Consider the following 18,967-nt stretch of genomic DNA (forward strand, 5'->3'; position numbering starts at 1 on the left):
TCATTTCCACTCAAACCTTGATACAGGTGGGAAGCCGCCGCCGCTTGTGTACAAAGAAAATTCAGAAACTTAAATCACGCCTTATGAAAGTTGCACCAGAAATTACTTATCGCAATGTAGACAAAAGTGATGCCATTGATAACTTAGTCAACGAAAAGATTGGCAAACTAGAGCAAGTTTGTGACTATATTAGTAGCTGCCACATTGCAATAGAAAAGATACACGATCGCCCGCGTAGTGGTTCTCCTTACCGAGTGCGGATTGATATCACTGTACCACCTGGACATGAACTTGTAGCCGAAAGCAACCCATCAGACACTAACCAGTATGCGCCACTTGATGCAGTGGTTCGAGATGCCTTTAAAGCGGCTGTTCAGCAACTCAGAAAACTCTCCAAGCGCCAGCAAGAAAGTGATAAAGCCAAAACTCACGATGACCCGCAGGAGACCATAGCACTTGTCACAAAGCTATTTCCAGACAGAGGATATGGTTTTATCAAAACCATAGACGACGCTCAGGAAATTTACTTCCACCGCAATAGCGTTCTCCATGACGACTTTGACCGCATAGAAATTGGTACAGGTGTCCGTTTTTCCGTCGAGGAGGGTGAAGAAGGTCCCCAGGCAACCACAGTGCAGATTGTGAATAAGCCAGGTGCGAGCGTCGGCAAGTCCGAGCAAACCCTAATCGAGCCGCCGCTGGGTTGGAGAGAATAGGCGATTGGAGAGCGCTTATTTGGATGATGATAGCGGTTCTCATTTGAATCACATACACCAACCAGGAATAATGTAGAGACTGTACAGTACAGTCTCTACAGCTGTGTCTTCAGCAATTTAAGTAACCGTCTTATCGTTGCTAGTACTATATAAAGGCAGCTTATATATATAGAAATATTACATTTTTACATTTAATATAATTATTTTCATTTTGTACGACTCAATGTTGTCATGTTGATGTTAAAATAAGAAATGCCAGGTTAAATCAAATTAATAGCTAACCGCTTCCTGTGCGCTGTACCTTGAAAACCTGGAATATGGTGTTCCATCCAGTAACTAGATTTCATTGAAATCGCTTTCTGTGGATGGGTAAAATTTCAGCAGTACAAAGGTTTGAACATTTTGTATTGTTCAACTGTACGGAGGGGCATCTCGTGCAGTATAAAGAAAGCTCAGTCAATGTCCGACGGGATACCGGGAGTCGCTGAGAAGTCCGCACTTACAGCGCAGCTGTTGTGTGGGAGTATGTCACAAACTTCTAACGCCACGTAAACGGAAACACAAAACTTTTTTCATCTGTTTTTGCCTATGTAAGACTGCAAGCAGATGGATAGGGATTTATGTGTAGATATACATAACTGTAGAAAAAATAACTGTATAAAAATAGCTCATGTTTAGAGCCAACTTTGGACAACATGCGATACATGGCTCACTATGCAAATTTGTCAAAATCCCAGTTGCTCCAATCCCTTCAGCGCTGACAGCAATATATTTTGTACCAGTTGTGGACAAAGCAACTTTGGTAAACTCCTGAGGAGCCGCTATCGTGTATTAAGATTATTAGGCGAAGGCGGGTTTAGCAGAACATATGCGGCTCAAGACGTTGATAGACTAGATGCTCCTTGCGTCATCAAGCAATTCTTCCCACAAGTTCAGGGAACTTCAGAACGTACGAAAGCAGCAGAATTGTTTAAGGAAGAAGCGAAGCGACTTTATGAACTGGGAGAAAATCACTGGCAAATTCCCAGATTACTTGCTTACTTTGAACAAGGTTCTAGCCTCTATTTGGTACAAGAGTTTATTCAAGGGCAAACTCTGTTACAAGAACTTCAGCAACAAGTCTTTGGTGAAGAGCAAATTCGAGAACTTTTAGCTGATTTGTTACCGGTTCTCCAATTTATTCACGAGCGTAACGTTATTCATCGAGATATTAAACCAGAAAACATTATCCGCCGCCAAAGCGATCGCAAACTCGTTTTGATTGACTTTGGCGGTGCAAAGCAGGTAACGCAAACCAGTTTATCAAGACAAGCGACAGTGCTTTATACAATTGGTTATGCACCTAGCGAGCAAATGGCTGGATTTGCCTGTCAAGCGAGTGATTTGTACGCCTTAGGAGTCACTTGTGTGCGTCTTCTGACGCACTGTTTGCCCCTACAAGATCCTCATGGACAAATTCATGATAGCCTTTACGATCCCATGAACGGTAAATGGTCGTGGCGAGAACATTTACAGCAAAAAGGGGTGACTATCAGCGATGATCTAGGGCAAATTCTGGATAAGTTGCTGAAACATTTGGCAAAAGAAAGGTATCAATCAGCAATAGAAGTTTTGCAAGATTTGAATGCAACAAAATTTTTTGCACAACCCATTTTGGCGATTTCCGAACCGGAATCACCGCCTCAACAACAGAAAGTGACAACGCCAGTTCCCGAACTAGAAGCGTTCTTAGGATTCCACTCCTTACAGACTTTTGAATTTGACGTAGTAACAGTAGACGCACAAGGTAACGAAATCAGCCGTGATTGTCACAGTGCAAAGTTTTATGCAGAAAATTTAGGTAATGAAGTCACGCTGGAAATGGTAGCAATTCCTGGCGGTACTTTTATGATGGGTTCAACAGATGATGAAGGGGATGGTGACGAACGTCCACAACACGAAGTGACTATCAAACCTTTTTTTGTGGGAAAGTTTCCCGTGACTCAAGCACAATGGAAAGCGGTAGCAGCTTTACCCAAAGTCAAACAATCTTTAAACCCTTATCCATCCAAATTCAAAGGTGCAAATCGACCAGTTGAAAATGTCTCTTGGCACGAAGCGGTAGAATTTTGTGCAAGGCTGTTTGCAAAAACTGGACGGCACTATCGCTTACCCAGTGAAGCGGAATGGGAGTATGCTTGTCGTGCTGGAACGACGACACCTTTCCACTTTGGCGAAACAGTTACCGCTGAATTAGCAAACTGTGGTGAAAGTGAGACTCACAGTTACGAACAAAAAGCCAAATACCGAAAAGAAACAACACCTGTAGGTAGTTTTCAGGTGGCAAACGCCTTTGGCTTGTATGATATGCATGGGTTAGTCTGGGAGTGGTGTGCTGACTCTTGGCACAAAAATTACGATGGCGCACCCACAGATGGATCAGTTTGGGAAGTTGGCGGCGACAATAATCGTCGGGTGCTTCGCGGTGGTTCTTGGAGTTTCAGTTCTGTGCTTTGTCGTAGCGCCAGTCGTAGCTGGAATGAACCTGATGGCGGACTCAGGATATGCGGCTTTCGAGTTGTAGCGAGTTGGTCTGTTTAGACTTGTTGGCGGCTTCCACCTGGAAATGCCTTATCCACAGCAATCTGCCTGTGCAACAATATAGTTACAAACTATATTTAAAGGAGCAACTATGACGCTGAAAGCATTTAAAAAACTCAATAATTCTTTAACGCCATTTTTGAGGCATATGGGTCAGACACCAGAAGAACAGTTACAAAAAAATCAAGCTGTCATGAAACTTTTAAGAGAATGGATAGAAGAAGAAGTTTCAGAAGAGGAGTCAAAACAGAGGGAAAGTTGTTTTGAATCTTTCAAACAAATCGTCGATAATGAACGACTGCCTGGAAATAAGCTTTACTCCAAAGAATGATTATATTCTTAGATACGGGAGTACTGGGTTTAGTCTCATCTCCAAGTGATACTGGAGAAGCCAAAGAATGTAAACAATGGCTTTACCGTTTACTTTCTAGAAGTGCCTATGTGGTCACTTCAGATATTTGTGACTATGAAGTTAGAAGAAGTTTGCTCCTGGCATCACTGCCTAATCCAACAGTTCAAGGTATAGTAAATTTAGATGCTCTCCAACAAGTCATTGACTTTTTACCATTATCTAAAATAGTCATGAAAGAAGCGGCTCAACTTTGGGCTGAAGCTCGTTGTCAAGGAATTCAAACTGCTGATAAGAAAAATATTGATGCAGATATTATTATTGCTGCTCAATGGAAACTTCTTAAAGAAGAATACCCCGGTCAATACATCGTCATTGCTACTACAAATGTCAAACACTTGGAACGTTTTACTGAAGCTAAGGAGTGGAAAAATATCAATTTTTAGGGAAGTTGATAGCAGCTCTCCATTTAAGGAAAAAGAGGGTTTGAAAAACCTATGCCCATGAACAAGAAAATAGGGGTGGGCATTTTGCCCACCCCACAAAAGTTATCCTTTTACTATGCAACAGCCTTAAACCAGTTTCATGAACCGGATGGCGGACTGAGGATATGCGGCTTCCGAGTTGTAGTGAGTTGGTCACTTTGACACTTTCATGGCTAAAGCCGAATAATGAGCGATGACGTTCTTCTTTTACTAATGTGTTAGTGATACGCCTTTATGCGTCTGCGCTGCGCGCGATTGGCTTTGCCACTCACTGCCCCTTGGGCGATTGGGCTTTAGCCCACTGCGCTCCGCGCAATCGCCTGCTCAATTGCCGTTCGTGGGATGGCTATTGAGTTATAATTATGGACACAAACACTGCTCCAGTAACTATTTCGGCATAAGTCCTTGGCTATCAAATGAATGAGCGTCAGTCTAACGAAGCTAAATCCACTGCTAAGGAAGAATTAGTTCAGGAGCAGGAAACAAAGAAAGAATTATTTCCTATCGTTGGGATTGGAGCTTCTTCTGGTGGATTGGCGGCATTCAGCGAGTTGCTTAGGCATCTACCGATTGATACTGGCATGGCATTTGTGCTGATTCAGCATTTGGCTCCCGAATACAAGAGCTTGTTGAGCGAGATTCTTGGCAGGGCAACCCAAATGCCAGTGATTGAGGTGCAGGATGGCATATCAGTGGAACCTAACCACGTCTACGTCATTCCGCCGAACACGAAGATGACCATTACCCAAGGCAGGCTTAGACTCTCGCCCCGCCAAAAGACGCGTGGAACGTATATGCCAGTCGATGTTTTCTTTCGTTCATCGGCGGGAGAGCGCGGGAGCAAAGCGATTGGAATTGTTCTGTCGGGGACAGATGGAGACGGTGCACAGGGACTAAAGGCAATCAAGGCGGCTGGCGGGATTACCTTTGCTCAGTGTGAAGCAACGGCAAAATTCACTAGCATGCCGAACACCGCTGCTGCTACGGGTCACGTGGACTTCATCCTGCCTCCTGCGGCGATCGCCGAGAAACTGGCTAATCTCAGCCGCCATCCCTATGTCACCCACCCAACGCCAGTAGAAACGGTTGAGGAACTCTCGGTTGGCGAAAATGCTCTGCATAACATCTTCAAGTTGCTCCAAACTGCCACGGGAATTGATTTTACCCATTACAAGCACACCACCCTCAAGCGGCGAATTGTGCGGCGGATGTTTCTGTACAGGTTGGAAAAACTGGAGGATTACATTACATATCTTCAGAACAACTCTGGGGAAGTGGAAGCTTTGTTCCAGGATTTATTGATCCATGTCACCAGTTTTTTCCGAGACAGTCATGCATTCCAAGCCTTAAAAAATCAGGTATTTCCCAGCATAATGCAGAATAGATCGCCCGATGACCCAATCCGCATCTGGGTGGCAGGGTGTTCAACAGGTGAGGAAGTGTACTCGATTGCCATCTGCTTACTGGAGTTTTTGGATGATCGGCAAAGTTCGCCCACAATCCAGATTTTTGGCACAGACATCAGCGATTTTGCCATTGAGAAAGCCCGAGGAGCTACATACATACCGAGCCTAGTAGAGGGGATTTCACCAGAACGTCTACGACGCTTCTTTAACAAAGTGGAGGGCGGATACCAGGTCAGCAAGTTTGTCCGCCAGATGTGTGTCTTTGCTAAGCAAAACCTGATCGGCGACCCACCTTTTTCCCATCTGGATCTCATTAGTTGTCGGAACGTACTGATTTATTTGGGACCGGTTTTGCAGAAGAAGGTGATACCGTTGTTCCATTACAGCCTCAAACCAACAGGCTTTCTTCTGCTGGGAACCTCGGAGAGTACGGGCGAGTACTCAGACTTGTTTACCTTAGTAGATAAAAAACAGAAAATTTATTCCCGAAACTTGACACCGACTCGGCTAAATTTTGACTTCTTTACCAGCAATTATTCTCCAGAACTCGTGAAAGATGAGGCTAGGGACTCGGATGCTGGCGAAGGTCTTGATTTGCACAAAGAAGCTGACCGGATTGTCTGGAATAAATATGCCCCGCCTGGTGTGATTATCAACAACGATCTGGAAATTTTACAATTTCGGGGAGAAACCAGTCCCTACCTTGCACCAGCACCCGGAAAGCCAAGTTTCAATTTGCTCAAAATGGCTCAAGCAAGCTTGCGCTTAGATCTGCGCACAGCGATCCTCCAGGCGAAACGCTTAGATGTCCCGGTGAGAAAGGAAGGCATCCAACTTACAACTAAAGAGCAATTGAGGGAAGTCAATTTTGAGGTTATTCCTTTCCAGGTTCCCCCTTCAGAAGAACGCTACTTTTTAGTTTTGTTTGAGGACGTTCAAGTGTCAGCTCTTCCTCAGTCAGTTGATGACGAGGGTCGGGTGAAGCCTAGAAGGGGGAAGCAGACAGCCACAAAGCAGGAAGTTATCCAGCTAAAACAAGAACTTGCTGCCACTAAACAGGAGCTTAGTGCAACTAAAGAGTATCTGCAATCGATTATTCAGGATCAGGAAGCAACTAACCAAGAACTCATGACCGCTAATGAGGAGATCCTGTCGAGCAACGAAGAGTTACAAAGCACAAATGAGGAACTAGAAACCGCCAAAGAAGAGATTCAATCGACTAATGAAGAACTGAGCACAACTAACGACGAATTGCACAGTCGGATTCAAGAATCAAACAAGATTAACAACGATCTGCGCAATCTACTTAGCAGTGTCAATATTCCCATTGTGATGTTAGCAAATGATCTAACTATCCGACGTTTCACCCCGATGGCGGAGAAAATCTTCAACCTGATCCCCACTGATGCGGGGCGACCGCTTAATCATATCAAGCCCAATATTAACGTTCCTAACTTAGAGCAAATGATCTTAGAGGTGATTGACACCTTGGTCATTAAAGAACAAGAAGTTCAAGACACTGAGGGTCATTGGTATGACCTACGGATACGCCCTTACAAAACCCTGGAAAATCAAATTGATGGCGCGGTGCTCGTGTTGGTCGATATTGACGCCTTAAAACGCAGCACCGAGGAACTTAAAGAATCTCGTGATTATGCCGAAGCGATCGTCGAGACAATACAGCAACCTCTCATAGTGCTTGATACGAACTTGAGAGTGGTGACAGCGAATCAGTGTTTCTATGAGACTTTCCTGGTTTCACAAGTAGAAACAGAACATCATAGTATCTTCGCTCTTGGGAATGGTCAGTGGAACATTCCCCAGCTGCGATCGCTGCTTGAAGAAGTTCTCCCTCAAAACAACCAGATTGATAATTTTGAGGTTGAGCATACATTTGAGAACATCGGACGCAAGACAATGCTGGTTAATGCCTGTAAAGTCCTGCAAGCAAACAATCATCAAATGATACTCCTCGCCATAAATGACATCACTGAGCGTAAGCTGTTTGAGTCACAACGTAACCAGCTACTGATTCATGAGCAGTCGGCTCGCGCAGCAGCCGAGGCAGCCAACCGTACTAAGGATGAGTTCTTATCAATCGTCTCTCACGAACTACGGAACCCTCTGAACTCCATACTCGGCTGGGCTACGCTGCTGCGTAAGCACTCTTTTGACGCCCAACAGACTGCTAATGCGCTGGAGATAATTCAGGCTAGCGCCCACTCGCTAGCTAAGCTGGTTGAAGATATCCTAGACATCTCACGCATTACCACAGGCAAGCTCCACATTAATGTCAGTTTGATTGCTCTGGCACCTGTGATTGAGGCAGCCATTGATGTTGCCCGTCTATCAGCTGAGGCTAAAAACATTCAAATACAAACCGTGCTTGAATCACCGCCTGACACCCTATGGGTGTCAGGCGATCCGGAGCGCTTACAGCAGGTGTTCTGGAATCTGCTTTCTAATTCCATCAAGTTCACCCCAGTCGGGGGACGAGTGACAGTCAAACTTGAGCATATTGGCTCATTTGCCCAAATTCAAGTCATTGACACAGGTGAGGGCATCAGCGCCGACTTTCTACCCCATGTCTTTGAGCGGTTCCGTCAAGCAGATAGCAGTAGCACTCGGTTGCATGGTGGACTCGGACTCGGACTCTCAATTGTGTCTCATTTGGTAGAGCAACACGGTGGCACGATCCAAGCAGAAAGTCCGGGTGAGGGGCAAGGGACAACAATGACAGTGAGGCTACCATTAGTTACTTATCACACAGGCACTGTTGTGTCAAGTGATTTGTCGCAGGTATCGAGGGCAGGGCAAGAAGTGCCATTAGATACCACGCCAACGCTCTTAGGCGTGCGGGTACTTGTCGTTGATGACGAGGCGGGTCTATTAGAGTTACTGAGGACAATTCTTGAACAGTACGGAGCGCAAGTGACGGCGGTTACGTCGGCAAAAGAGGCGATCGCCCTTCTAAGAGCGAATCCTGCTGAGTACGATGTTCTGTTGTCAGACATTGGCATGCCGGATGAAGACGGCTACGCGCTCATCCGTCAAGTGAGGGCGCTTGATGGCGAGTTAGGGGGAATTCCGGCGATCGCCCTATCGGCATATGTCAGGGAAGAAGAGCAAAGAAAGTCTCTTACTGCAGGTTTTCAAAGGCATCTTGCCAAACCAGTTGAACCAGCTCGCTTGGCATCAATGATTGCGGAACTTGCTCAGTTCAATCGGATGGGAAACCCGTGATCTGCGTGTCAATACGGTTCGGATAAGAAATTTGCTCGTGAACGCGAGTGCGTCTGGGCTACTGAGAAGGCAAGCTCTTGAGCCTAAAAGCCTTGAGTTGGCTGACGATTAGCGTTCCCCCCCTGCGCCCTGCGCCCTGCCCCCCTGCTGCCTCAACGAAAAAATGTTTTAACCGAACGGTATTGATGTGCGTGTGTGTTCCAGGCGATTCAGTACACGAGCAATTAATTCTGGTGGCAAAATTGGCTTACTCACATAGTCATCTGCACCCGCAGCAAACACCCGATTCACAGTTTCCGCATCAGAGTCAACAGATAGAAACAGCACGGGTAACTCACTCCACCGTGGATCGTTTCGCACCACCTCGCACAGTTCAATGCCACTTAACTCCGGCATTTCCATATCTAGAATCAGCAAGTCGGGGTTAGACACCTCCAAAATGGTCCAAAACTGCTGGGGGTTATCCAGCAGAGTTAGCTTGAATCCCCAAGGCTCTAGTAAAGTGCGCACAATGTCCAACAATTGGCGGTCATCGTCCACAACCAGAATTTTTGCCTCAACGATGTCAGATGGCTTCGCAGGAGGTGGTGGGTTGATTGCGGCTGGTTGTTCCAGTTCTTGCCGCAACGCTAAAACAAGTTGAGAGAGACGTTCAACTTGAGCTTGACTCTGTTTGATTCCACCCCGAAAAATTTGTTCAATCTCGCGGCACAGACGCGAGCCTTCAGCAAAACCAAAGCTTGCCAGCGATCCAATCAGCAAGTGGGCTTCTTGCTGTGCCTGTTGCCCCAATTCTTCACTGAGCGTACCCGCAACCAGGGTCGTAATAGCTTGTTCTAAGACCGTAACGTGAGCGCTGTACTTGGGTTGAAATCGCGCCCAAATGGCAGCCAATGCGGAGGAGATTTTTGCCTGAGGTTCATCTACTACAGTTTGGGAGTGAACCGTTGCCGCTGCCTGATTGTTAAGTTCATCTTCCCCTAATTTGAACCGATACCCTAGTCCGTAAACTGTCTCAATCAATCCATCCGCCCCAGCTTTCTTAAGTTTCTGCCGTAAAGCCTTGATGTGTGCTCTGACAGTATTCTCTAAACGGATTTCTTCAGATGACCAGAGATAATCGAGCAGGTGTGTTTGGCTAAATATCCGGTGGCTATTACGCAAAAGTAGTTCGAGTATAGCATATTCCTTAGCAGTCAAATGCAAAAGTTGTCCATCGCAAGTCACTCTACAGCTACTGGACTCAAGCCTGATATTTCCCGCCTGTATCACTGAGGAGAGAACTGGAGTTCCTCGACGTATCAAAGCACGTATCCGAGCCAATAACTCATTGGTGTCAAAAGGCTTGACAACATAATCATCAGCTCCTGCATCTAATCCAATGACTTTGCTAGTGCTACTGTCCAAAGCTGTCAAAAGGATAATTGGGGTGCTATTTCTGCGATCGCGTAGCTGTCTGCAAAACTTTAGACCATCCAGTTTTGGCAACATGATATCTAATAAAACCAAGTCATAAGTAAACGCTTCGACTAAGGACAGTCCAGTCTGACCATCCATCGCCAAATCGACTACATAATGCTGAGTTATTAGAGTATTCTTTAAGATTTCAGCACTCCCTTGTTCATCCTCTACTAGCAGAATTTTCATAGACAACTATTGATACTTGCTATATTCACGTCACGTTTTTTAAACATCCCTCCCTAGGAATATTTTTGCTCTGACTTAATAGGCAAGTCTCTTACATGACTCGCACTTTGATTGCAGTTGACTTGAGAAAGAGCGCCACTTTTTTAAACACGTTCTTATATTATCTACTGACTCATTCACAAAATCTTCACTTACTTTTTTTATATTTAACTAAGAACTCAGGAGTCAGAATTCAGCGCAAGTGGATTCTGTACGAGTGGGTGATGAGTCATTGGTTTAAAACCTCCTCCCGCAAGTGGCGCGAAAAAAATGTTAAAAAATTATTCCTTCTCAAATCTCCATGCTCAGATCTTGCACCTATTTGTAGGAACCGAGCCTATGTAAAAAACGGTGCGGTAAAGTTAGATGACTTTTTTGGACTTTTTCCCGTAAATAAAGGGCTTTGGGTTTGATACTGAGTGATAAAATTACATAAACTTTTTTTGGTGCAAGATGTCAGCATGCTCTTGTGGGTGGAGTATTCTGAGTTCTACATTCTGACTCATTTTTCCAGTTAGACAGGGCTATTTCCTGAGTTAGCCAAGAGCTTTTACTGTAAACAAGATTGAAAGTTTTAAGCATAGTCAAGTAACTATAAGTGAGAGAGTCAATATGTCTTACCAAATATCCAATCTAGAGAGTGATCTTCAAGCATGGAGAGGTATTGACGCCGAGAAAATCGAGGAACTTGAGGAGAAAGTAGAGTTTTTACTCGAACTAATAGAGAGCTATAAGCTAGCTCTGTGTTACAAGAATGATGAACTGCAAGAGATAAAGCAAGAGTTGAGTTATACAAATCAAGAGTTATGCGCTGCACTCATTTCAACAAATCAGCTAACTATTAATGAGGCGATGGAATTAGGTAAAAAGTTGTTGGCAAGGGAGAAACCTACCGAGGATGTTCTACTTGAATTACTCCTTGCTATCTATAGCTCTTGATAAGTAGCAATAGGGAAAGCTTTTCAAGCGCTAGAATGCGATTCCAGTCATTGTAATCACTAACTAAAAGGTTAAAATTAATATGCAAAATAGTTTTTGCGACTCGCATCCGGAAAATTACCAAATACCACAAAGTAATTCTCCATCTCCTGTCCTTGATGGGTTGCGTGTACTTGTGGTAGATGACGATGTAAATAACCTGAATTTGCTGGAGGTCATTTTTGAACAGCACCAGGCTGAGGTGAAGACGGCAGGTTCAGTGGATGAAGCTATTGAAGTGATAGAAAAGTGGAAACCAGACATTCTAGTCAGCGATATCAGTATGCCAAACAAGGATGGCTATTCACTAATTCGCTCTATCAGAATCAAAGAAGCAGAGGTTGGTGGGTTTCTTCCCGCCGTTGCTCTTACAGGTTGTGTGTTTCCAGAAAATCGTAGCCTAGCTTTCAATAGCGGGTTTCAGATGTTTATTCTTAAGCCATTTGACTCTGATGAGCTAGTTGCAGTTGTGGCAAAACTTACTGGAAGAAGTGTTGAAGTCACGGTTTGAAGCTTTTGCCCAAAATAAACCAAAAAACAAGGGCGGGCATTTTGCCCACCCCACAAGAGTTATCCTTTTACAGTGCAACGCCTTTAGACCAATTTCAGATCGGGATACTCTGCTAACACATCATCAGAGGTGAGGGTGTCGCCTTCAGCTTGGGGAGTCCAAAGAACTTCCATAGCCAGCAGTTGCTCACCAGGGATGCTACCAAATTGACGTAAAGCTTGACGCAAGTCGTCAGCGCTGTTAACTTCTGGTAGTTGGTATTTACCTAAGGTCGCAGCTAGTAAAGTGACGATAATGTATTCTCCAGGTCCTTCGGTGATCAGACGGGTTGGGTTGTCGAGTTCACCACCAGCAGCAGGTAAAGCATCTTTGGGAGTCGCTCCTCTAAGCTGATTGTTTACATTAGAAAGAGTTTCTTCACTAAATTTGCTGCGTTCTGCAAGTGACAAACGGTTGAATTGAGTTTCAGCTGCATTTAAACGCGCTTGTTGAGTACCACCACCTGCATACACCCAGTATTCAGGATGGCGTAGCAAAGCGAGGCTTGCTTCTTGCAGGATTTCTGCTCTACCTTCTGGTGAGTTGGTATCAGCAGTTTCAGCAATGCGGTTGAGTTCGGTTTGCAAGTCACGGGCGCTGGCTAACAAGCCCACTTGCAAACGAGTTACGGAAACATTAGGGTTGCTGCTGTAGCCCACTTCACTGTCACCAGAAGCGTCACCAGAAGCGACACGACGGAAGGTTTGCAACAGGAAATTGGCGATCGCAATAAAAACTAAGATGCCCAGTAAACCGCCGAATCCTCCCCCAATACCCCAAAATGGAAGCAGGAAGGGAAATCCAAAACCACCGCCATAAGGAGGAGCGTAGTATCCTCCACCGTAACCTCCACCAGGAGGTGCATAGGTGCGAGGAGACGAGTAAGGACGGCTTGAGGGAACTCTGAAGGAACCACCGCCAATTCTACCCCCACTGGCGGCTAGAGCCCCATCACTATGACCAAATGCCAATGTAAAAACAAGGCATAGGAGGAACAGGGATTTTAAGAGGGGTTTGATAGCTTGTTGTAATTTTTTACCCATGACACAGTCGCTTGAAAAACAGTATTGGTTATCTTTATCTCCCAATGCACGAATGAGTGTTGTGCTTGGTCAATAACGCCAGCCCATAGCCCCACAGAGTGGTTGATTGGCAGTAGCTCTTTAACAGGCTACATTTCAAATGTATCGTCTCTGATGTTAGACACGCAGCAGGCTTTGGGGGGATTTCTGGAGTAGATAACCGTACCTCATCAGCAATTGAATATTTAAAATTTGATTAAAATTTTAAATTCGCGATCGCCAGTTTCCGCAATTGTTTTGCCAAATTCCTGTGTCCATAAATATACACAGCGGAGGATCCCAGTTTTATGGTTTTATATTATACAATACCCTTTTGTTTCTTAGTCCTTTTTTTTACTTATTTTTTATATTTTTTAATATGTAAAAAAATATATTTTAAAATTCTGTATATATTTTAACAAAAATTATATGTTTTACAAAAAAAAGTTAATTTAAAGATTTTTTCAAAAAAGATAATTAAGAAAGATAGCTTTTTGGCATTTTGGCATAATATTTTGAGTGGTATGAAGATATCCTACTAACAGCAGCCCGAGTTAAAAATCTCGACAGGAGTCATTTGAAGTATGAAGTATGAAGTATAATTTTTTTGCTCATAGCCTGCACTTAAGTTATGCTGGTAAGTATATACATCCTTTAAACTTCATCTTTGGTTCATCTACTTTTGATAGCTTCATATTTCAAGAATCAGGGTGTTAAATTGAAAAAAATTTGGTTTTGAAAAACTGAATTGAAACATTAAAAATTGAATTTTGTCCTAAAAATATAAGCATTTTACCTGTAATATTATTGAGGAAAGTAAAAAAAATAGTAATTAATAATTCATCATTCAAAGTGATGTAACTTAAACTAAGAATGACTGATAACTCATGTTTGGTAAATTTTGTTGTTCAGGATATTTAAGTCTTTTTTAGCTCCTAAAACCTGGAACAAAATTGTTTTGATTTCTTCAATTGATTTGAAAGTAGAAATTACAAAGTTCACAAAACTTTATGTAGGTTTTTTATGCTGTTTTGACGTTTAGTTATCAAAATGTCTGATGGAAAATATTTCACGTATAAGAGCAACAATCCGAGACAAAACTGCGTCATATCCGGACATCCTAGTTATATCTCGTAGCTTCCAACCAAAAGAGGGTGGAATTGAAGAATATATCTATAATCGCTGCTTGCAAGACCCAGAGCGAGTCATAGTTTTAGCGGCTAGTTGCTCGGGAGATAAAATATTTGACAGAGCGCAAAAGTTTCCGGTATACCGCTGGCCCATTTCTCAACTTTGGCGTGGTAGTTTTTTGGGAAGTATACTGCAAGCTTTCCTGAATATGGTTTGGTCATGTCTGCTCGCAATCAAACTGTATTTTCGCTATCACTATCGCTATATTGAATGGGGTCACGGCTACCATTTTCTTTCTGTTTTGGTATTAAGTTATCTTCTACCGATTCGCTTTTTTATTTACCTGCACGGGAAGGATATTTTTGAGGCGTCACGCAACCCCGTATTGCGTTCTCTGTTTGAATTCACCCTCAGACGAGCCGAAGGAATTGTTTGTAACAGTTCCTTGACTCGGGATGAGCTGATTACCCATTTCCAAGTTGAGACGCCGACCCATGTGATTAACCCTACTGTTAGAGTAGAAAAATTTGGTGTTTCGGCTCATCAAGATAATTTGGATGATTTACGTGTCCGGGTGCGGAGTGGATATAACATTCCAGAAACAGCAGTAGTTATTCTCTCAGTCGGACGACTCGTCAAGCGTAAAGGTTTTGATCGCGTGATTGAGAATTTAACACTCCTCTTGACTCTGGGGATGGATGTTCACTATATACTTTGTGGGCAAGGTCCTGATGAGTCTGCGCTGAGAAATCTAGCCAATCGTTTGCGGGTACAGAGACGGGTTCATTTTGCTGGGTATGTACCTGAGGGGGAATTGGCCGGATACTATGCAGCATGTGACATACTTGCAATGCTGAGTTTGGGAAACAAAAAAGCCTCGATTGGGGGTTTTGGAATCGTTTGTTTAGAAGCGGGTTATTTTGGCAAACCTGTGATTGCATCTGGCTTGGGGAGTGTAGTAGATACAGTTCACCATGAAGAAAATGGTATACTCGTGAATCCCAATTCCGGCTATGAGGTTTTTCATGCTTTTAAGCGGTTGTGTCAAGACCAAAAGCTGCGCGAACAACTCGGTCGTAAAGGAAAACAATTCGCTAAACGCAAAACCTTACACCGCTCGATTTACATTCCTGAGTCTGGCTACTCATGTTTATTGACTTAGCCACCACCAACGATGGTGACTATTTCCAAGCGATCGCCCTGCTGTACTTCTGTTCCTGACCAAAACTGACGGTGTAAAATTTCGCCGTTATACTCTACCGCCACCAAGCGGGGATTGAAACCCAATTGTTGGAGTAAGTCGGGTAAAAGTGTTTGGGGTAAGCAGGAACGAGTTTCCCCATTGATAACAAGTGTAATCTTATCAGACATAAGACATACCAGATTCTGGTTTCATGCGACTTATTAGCTGTGAGAGGAAAAATTGTGTCACCAGGGTAGGTTGATCGGCTTGCATGAGACTACGCACCACCGCCACACGGTTTGCTCCGGCGTTGATCACGTCATTAATGTTATTTGGATCAATTCCCCCAATGGCAAACCAAGGTATAGAACAATTTTTAGCCGCATAGCTGACGTATTCTAAGCCAGCTGCTGCTTTTCCTTCTTTTGTAGGAGTTTGATAAACAGGTCCCACACCAACATAATCTGCACCTTCAGCGATCGCAGCTTGCATTTCTTGCGAGTTTGTGGTAGAGCGACCAATCAAACGGTGAGGACCAAGTAATTGTCGGGCAATAGAAATGGGCAAATCTTGTTGTCCCAAATGCACTCCATCAGCATCTACCGCTAGAGCGACATCCACCCGATCATTGATAATAAAAATAGCGCCGTAGGCGTGGCATAGTTGCCGTAGTTTTTTAGCTTGTTCTAGACGCACAGTATCATCGGCTATTTTGTCGCGATATTGTACCAGCGTTAATCCTCCTTTCAGGGCTGCTTCGACAATTTCCACCAACCTTTCATTTGGGGAGGTGACAAAATACAGGCGCGATCGCGATAGCAGTTGCTGCCGATGATTTCCCATCAGATCACTTTCCAGGGTATAAATGCGATAACGCATCTGCTTAAAAGCTTTCCCCATATTTGGGTTGTAAAGCTTGCTATATTCTTCCAGCACCCGCAAAGCTTCTTGCACTCGGCAGAAGTTAGCTTGCAACAACGATTTGATGTTCGTACGTTGTTCTTCCTGAGGATGGGTTAACTCAGTCCCAGGATCGCCCGGAGTATCCCGCGCCGCCCGCAATTCTGTGGTATGCCAACGAGCTATCTCTTGTCGCTCTTTTTTGCATTGCGCAGCTAACTGGGCGTTGTTCAACCCAAAGCGACACCATTCCTCAATGATTCGCAAGCCCTCACGAGCGCGGTCTAAATTTGCATCTAAAATGCGGTAAACAACTTGCTGGATTTGCTCTGTTTGGCTGTATGGCTCGACCATTACAACAACCCCATTATTGCTTTCATCGTAACAGCCAGCCTGTTTCATATTGACACTGTTCTTCGCATCTCTATTGATTCTTAACTAACTTAACTTTGTATCAAAAAGAGCGAACAGGTCAATATCTGAGTAACCTTATCCACATACTTACGTCTACAAAAGTATAAAAAGTTTTTTGGTTGAAGGAGTGTAGTCAAAGTGATTCACCACGACGTTTTTCCTAAGTCTTATTGGGCAAACGATTTACCAGTAAAGCTAATTGCCAAAGGTCACAAACCATATTCATTCCTCAGTGTAGCAATATTATCAGTGTTTCGTTTTTTCGTTTTGTGTTTCACGACTGGCATGGGAGTGGCATACATGGCAATGCTTGGGGCAAGCTTTGATGCCGCCATTGCTCAAATGCCCGCAACAACAGATAGAGCGCAGATCGGTGCCAAAACAATGTCTCAGGTTAACGTGCTTTTTGTCAACCCAAGTGCCGGGGATGACAAGGTAGGCAATGGTGGTGAAGGCACTCCTTTTAAAACGATCACCCAGGCGCTACAAGTCGCTGGTTCCAACACAGTCATTATGCTCTCAAGCGGCACTTACACCGAGGGAACTGGAGAGAGTTTTCCTTTGAGACTCAAACCAAATGTTTCCATTCAAGGGGACTCTCGCACTAAAGGACGTGGTATTGTGATCCAAGGAGGAGGTGCTTACCTCAGTCGCACCTTTGGCGGTCAAAACGTCACTATTGTAGGCGCAAACCAAGCGAAGTTGACTGGCGTAACGGTAACTAATCCCAACCCTCGTGGTTACGGTTTATGGATTGAATACAGCAATCCAGTCATTGTGGAAAATACCTTTACTGGCAGTACCCAAGATGGAATAGCTGTGACTGGCAACAGTGCGCCCACCATTCGCAGTAATTTCTTTTATCAAAATGGGGCGAATGGAATCACAATTTCCGGGAACTCTCGACCGGAAGTGCGGGAAAACGTCTTTCAAGAAACGGGCTTTGGCATTAATATTACCCAAAATGCTCAGCCGATAGTGGTTGGCAATTCTGTTCAATACAACAGAAGTGGCATTGTGGTACAAGCGAATGCTCGCCCAATACTACGGAAGAATCTCATTCAAGGCAGCAAAGAAGATGGCTTAGTAGCTATTTCTCAAGCGATCCCCAATTTAGGCATTGCCTCTGAACCAGGTGGTAATCAGTTTCGCAACAATGCTCGTTACGACATTAACGCCAGCGCTGCCAAGCAAATCTTTCCTGCTTTTGGCAACACCCTTGCCAACAACCGCATCAATGGCAAGGTGGATTTGGCTGGGACAACAGCAGTAGCCGAGGCGGGAATGGGGGGACTCAGCGCAGAGAACCCGAGGATACAGGAACGCGGGAATTCTTTAGCAAATGTAAGCGCGTCAACAGCGTCAGGGCGTCTCCCCCTAAGCGCGTCTTCCAGCAATGCTTCTGGACGATTGAACAATCAATTGCAGCCATTATTGCCGATCAATTCACCCCTTAGAGCAACTACTGTCAATCAAAAACAATCTCCTCCTCTCAATTCTGGGTTGTCAACTCCTAATAGCTTGACAAGGAGTCGGCAAGTTGCCCCAACTGCAAGGTCAATTCAATCACCACCAAATACATCCAATACATCACAGCAAGCGAATTACGTACGTATTTCTTCTAATACCGTAGAATTCACTGCACCCCAAACGACGGCTAACACCGTTGACGCCGGAACACAAGAACGCCCAGACGCAATGAATTTAGAACAAATGGCTCCGCGTCCTCCCCTCTCGGTATCTAGGCGTCAAGTCCGACAACAAAATGTAACTTCCTATGACCAAGTCGCACCAGTACCCGTACAAAGAGCGTATCAAGGACAGTCGTCATTGCCAACACTAGAAGCTGCACCCGTCGGTAATGCAGCTCTTTTGCCCGTTCCCAATTCCAATATCCCTTTGGGCAATACTGGCAATATGCGAAAACAACCAGTCGCTCAAAGTTCTTCGACGACTGCGTATGTCTCGAGTCCATCTTCATCGCCTGCTGGGGAAAGTCAAATCAATTTACGTTACCGAGTCGTAGTTGAAGTACAAAATGAAAAGGATCAAGACTTAGTTAAATTTCTTGCTCCTGGTGCTTTTCGTACTGTCTGGCGTGGTAAGGGAGTGATGCAAGTCGGTGTTTTTAGTACTCGCTATAACGCTGATAGCGTCATCAAAATACTTAATAATAACGGTTTAAAAGCTGTGGTTGAGCCGGTAAATTAAAAGGGATTGGGTATTGGGGACTAGTAGAATATAATCGCTAAAAACCGTATAAAATGACAAGGAGTGCTGACCAC

General features: G+C 44.3%; 14 protein-coding genes. 10 read left to right on the forward strand and 4 right to left on the reverse strand.

Translation table 11 applies throughout. From position 1 onward, the window contains the following. Nucleotides 1-83 precede the first annotated feature (83 nt). From ACM0OZ_RS25840 to ACM0OZ_RS25865, 6 genes are all read left to right on the forward strand, one after another. A complete protein-coding gene (locus tag ACM0OZ_RS25840) occupies nucleotides 84-716 on the forward strand; it encodes an HPF/RaiA family ribosome-associated protein (protein WP_414585695.1) in 633 nt (210 codons plus the stop codon). Nucleotides 717-1,430: 714 nt separating this feature from the next. Beyond that, entirely contained in the window at nucleotides 1,431-3,296 is a 1,866-nt protein-coding gene (locus tag ACM0OZ_RS25845) for an SUMF1/EgtB/PvdO family nonheme iron enzyme (protein WP_414585679.1), read from the forward strand. Between the two features lie 91 nt (nucleotides 3,297-3,387). After that, the gene (locus tag ACM0OZ_RS25850; protein WP_414585680.1) at nucleotides 3,388-3,627 is read left to right on the forward strand and encodes a hypothetical protein; all 240 of its coding nucleotides are present in this window, start codon (nucleotides 3,388-3,390) and stop codon (nucleotides 3,625-3,627) included. Beyond that, complete coding sequence (locus tag ACM0OZ_RS25855) at nucleotides 3,624-4,091, forward strand: type II toxin-antitoxin system VapC family toxin (RefSeq protein ID WP_414585681.1); 468 nt, start codon at nucleotides 3,624-3,626, stop codon at nucleotides 4,089-4,091. The genes ACM0OZ_RS25850 and ACM0OZ_RS25855 overlap by 4 nt, the downstream gene beginning before the upstream one ends. A 57-nt stretch (nucleotides 4,092-4,148) precedes the next feature. Next, nucleotides 4,149-4,292: a hypothetical protein gene (locus tag ACM0OZ_RS25860; protein ID WP_414585682.1), complete on the forward strand. Its 144-nt coding sequence runs from the start codon at nucleotides 4,149-4,151 to the stop codon at nucleotides 4,290-4,292. Between the two features lie 254 nt (nucleotides 4,293-4,546). Then, entirely contained in the window at nucleotides 4,547-8,779 is a 4,233-nt protein-coding gene (locus ACM0OZ_RS25865; protein WP_414585683.1) for a chemotaxis protein CheB, read from the forward strand. Nucleotides 8,780-8,947: 168 nt separating this feature from the next. Here the strand turns inward: ACM0OZ_RS25865 and ACM0OZ_RS25870 are convergent, their stop codons facing one another. After that, entirely contained in the window at nucleotides 8,948-10,426 is a 1,479-nt protein-coding gene (locus ACM0OZ_RS25870; RefSeq protein WP_414585685.1) for a response regulator, read from the reverse strand. A 651-nt stretch (nucleotides 10,427-11,077) separates the two neighbouring features. Here ACM0OZ_RS25870 and ACM0OZ_RS25875 point away from each other — a divergent pair. Beyond that, nucleotides 11,078-11,404, forward strand: coding sequence for a hypothetical protein (locus tag ACM0OZ_RS25875; RefSeq protein WP_414585686.1), 327 nt, complete (start codon nucleotides 11,078-11,080; stop codon nucleotides 11,402-11,404). Nucleotides 11,405-11,486: 82 nt separating this feature from the next. Then, on the forward strand, nucleotides 11,487-11,954 hold the full coding sequence (locus ACM0OZ_RS25880) for a response regulator (RefSeq protein ID WP_414585687.1): 468 nt from the start codon (nucleotides 11,487-11,489) through the stop codon (nucleotides 11,952-11,954). Between the two features lie 83 nt (nucleotides 11,955-12,037). Here the strand turns inward: ACM0OZ_RS25880 and ACM0OZ_RS25885 are convergent, their stop codons facing one another. Then, on the reverse strand, nucleotides 12,038-13,036 hold the full coding sequence (locus tag ACM0OZ_RS25885; protein ID WP_332997435.1) for a DUF1517 domain-containing protein: 999 nt from the start codon (nucleotides 13,034-13,036) through the stop codon (nucleotides 12,038-12,040). 1,075 nt (nucleotides 13,037-14,111) lie between these two features. Between ACM0OZ_RS25885 and ACM0OZ_RS25890 the strand changes: the two genes are divergently transcribed. After that, nucleotides 14,112-15,347, forward strand: a complete 1,236-nt coding sequence (locus tag ACM0OZ_RS25890; protein WP_414585688.1) for a glycosyltransferase family 4 protein — start codon at nucleotides 14,112-14,114, stop codon at nucleotides 15,345-15,347. Here the strand turns inward: ACM0OZ_RS25890 and thiS are convergent. Together thiS and ACM0OZ_RS25900 are read right to left on the reverse strand one after the other, a co-directional pair. Continuing rightward, complete coding sequence (thiS, locus tag ACM0OZ_RS25895; RefSeq protein WP_414585689.1) at nucleotides 15,344-15,556, reverse strand: sulfur carrier protein ThiS; 213 nt, start codon at nucleotides 15,554-15,556, stop codon at nucleotides 15,344-15,346. The two genes, ACM0OZ_RS25890 and thiS, sit on opposite strands and share 4 nt — an antisense overlap. Further along, nucleotides 15,549-16,670 carry a thiamine phosphate synthase gene (locus tag ACM0OZ_RS25900; RefSeq protein WP_414585690.1) on the reverse strand — a complete coding sequence of 374 codons (1,122 nt, stop codon included), beginning with the start codon at nucleotides 16,668-16,670 and terminating at the stop codon, nucleotides 15,549-15,551. The genes thiS and ACM0OZ_RS25900 overlap by 8 nt, the downstream gene beginning before the upstream one ends. A 312-nt stretch (nucleotides 16,671-16,982) precedes the next feature. On the opposite strand from ACM0OZ_RS25900, the gene ACM0OZ_RS25905 reads away from it, so the two are divergent. Then, entirely contained in the window at nucleotides 16,983-18,893 is a 1,911-nt protein-coding gene (locus tag ACM0OZ_RS25905) for a DUF1565 domain-containing protein (protein WP_414585696.1), read from the forward strand. Nucleotides 18,894-18,967 lie beyond the last annotated feature (74 nt).

Origin of the sequence: Scytonema sp. PCC 10023 (genome assembly GCF_963920835.1) — a bacterium.
Lineage (GTDB): Bacteria > Cyanobacteriota > Cyanobacteriia > Cyanobacteriales > Nostocaceae > Kalymmatonema.

What these genes read in the sequence shown, in the direction of transcription:
- ACM0OZ_RS25840 (WP_414585695.1), top strand. Translation starts at nt 84, where the DNA reads ATGAAAGTTGCACCAGAAATTACTTATCGCAATGTAGACAAAAGTGAT.
- ACM0OZ_RS25845 (WP_414585679.1), top strand. Translation starts at nt 1,431, where the DNA reads ATGCAAATTTGTCAAAATCCCAGTTGCTCCAATCCCTTCAGCGCTGAC.
- ACM0OZ_RS25850 (WP_414585680.1), top strand. Translation starts at nt 3,388, where the DNA reads ATGACGCTGAAAGCATTTAAAAAACTCAATAATTCTTTAACGCCATTT.
- ACM0OZ_RS25855 (WP_414585681.1), top strand. Translation starts at nt 3,624, where the DNA reads ATGATTATATTCTTAGATACGGGAGTACTGGGTTTAGTCTCATCTCCA.
- ACM0OZ_RS25860 (WP_414585682.1), top strand. Translation starts at nt 4,149, where the DNA reads ATGAACAAGAAAATAGGGGTGGGCATTTTGCCCACCCCACAAAAGTTA.
- ACM0OZ_RS25865 (WP_414585683.1), top strand. Translation starts at nt 4,547, where the DNA reads ATGAATGAGCGTCAGTCTAACGAAGCTAAATCCACTGCTAAGGAAGAA.
- ACM0OZ_RS25870 (WP_414585685.1), bottom strand. Translation starts at nt 10,426, where the DNA reads ATGAAAATTCTGCTAGTAGAGGATGAACAAGGGAGTGCTGAAATCTTA.
- ACM0OZ_RS25875 (WP_414585686.1), top strand. Translation starts at nt 11,078, where the DNA reads ATGTCTTACCAAATATCCAATCTAGAGAGTGATCTTCAAGCATGGAGA.
- ACM0OZ_RS25880 (WP_414585687.1), top strand. Translation starts at nt 11,487, where the DNA reads ATGCAAAATAGTTTTTGCGACTCGCATCCGGAAAATTACCAAATACCA.
- ACM0OZ_RS25885 (WP_332997435.1), bottom strand. Translation starts at nt 13,036, where the DNA reads ATGGGTAAAAAATTACAACAAGCTATCAAACCCCTCTTAAAATCCCTG.
- ACM0OZ_RS25890 (WP_414585688.1), top strand. Translation starts at nt 14,112, where the DNA reads ATGGAAAATATTTCACGTATAAGAGCAACAATCCGAGACAAAACTGCG.
- thiS (WP_414585689.1), bottom strand. Translation starts at nt 15,556, where the DNA reads ATGTCTGATAAGATTACACTTGTTATCAATGGGGAAACTCGTTCCTGC.
- ACM0OZ_RS25900 (WP_414585690.1), bottom strand. Translation starts at nt 16,670, where the DNA reads ATGAAACAGGCTGGCTGTTACGATGAAAGCAATAATGGGGTTGTTGTA.
- ACM0OZ_RS25905 (WP_414585696.1), top strand. Translation starts at nt 16,983, where the DNA reads ATGGCAATGCTTGGGGCAAGCTTTGATGCCGCCATTGCTCAAATGCCC.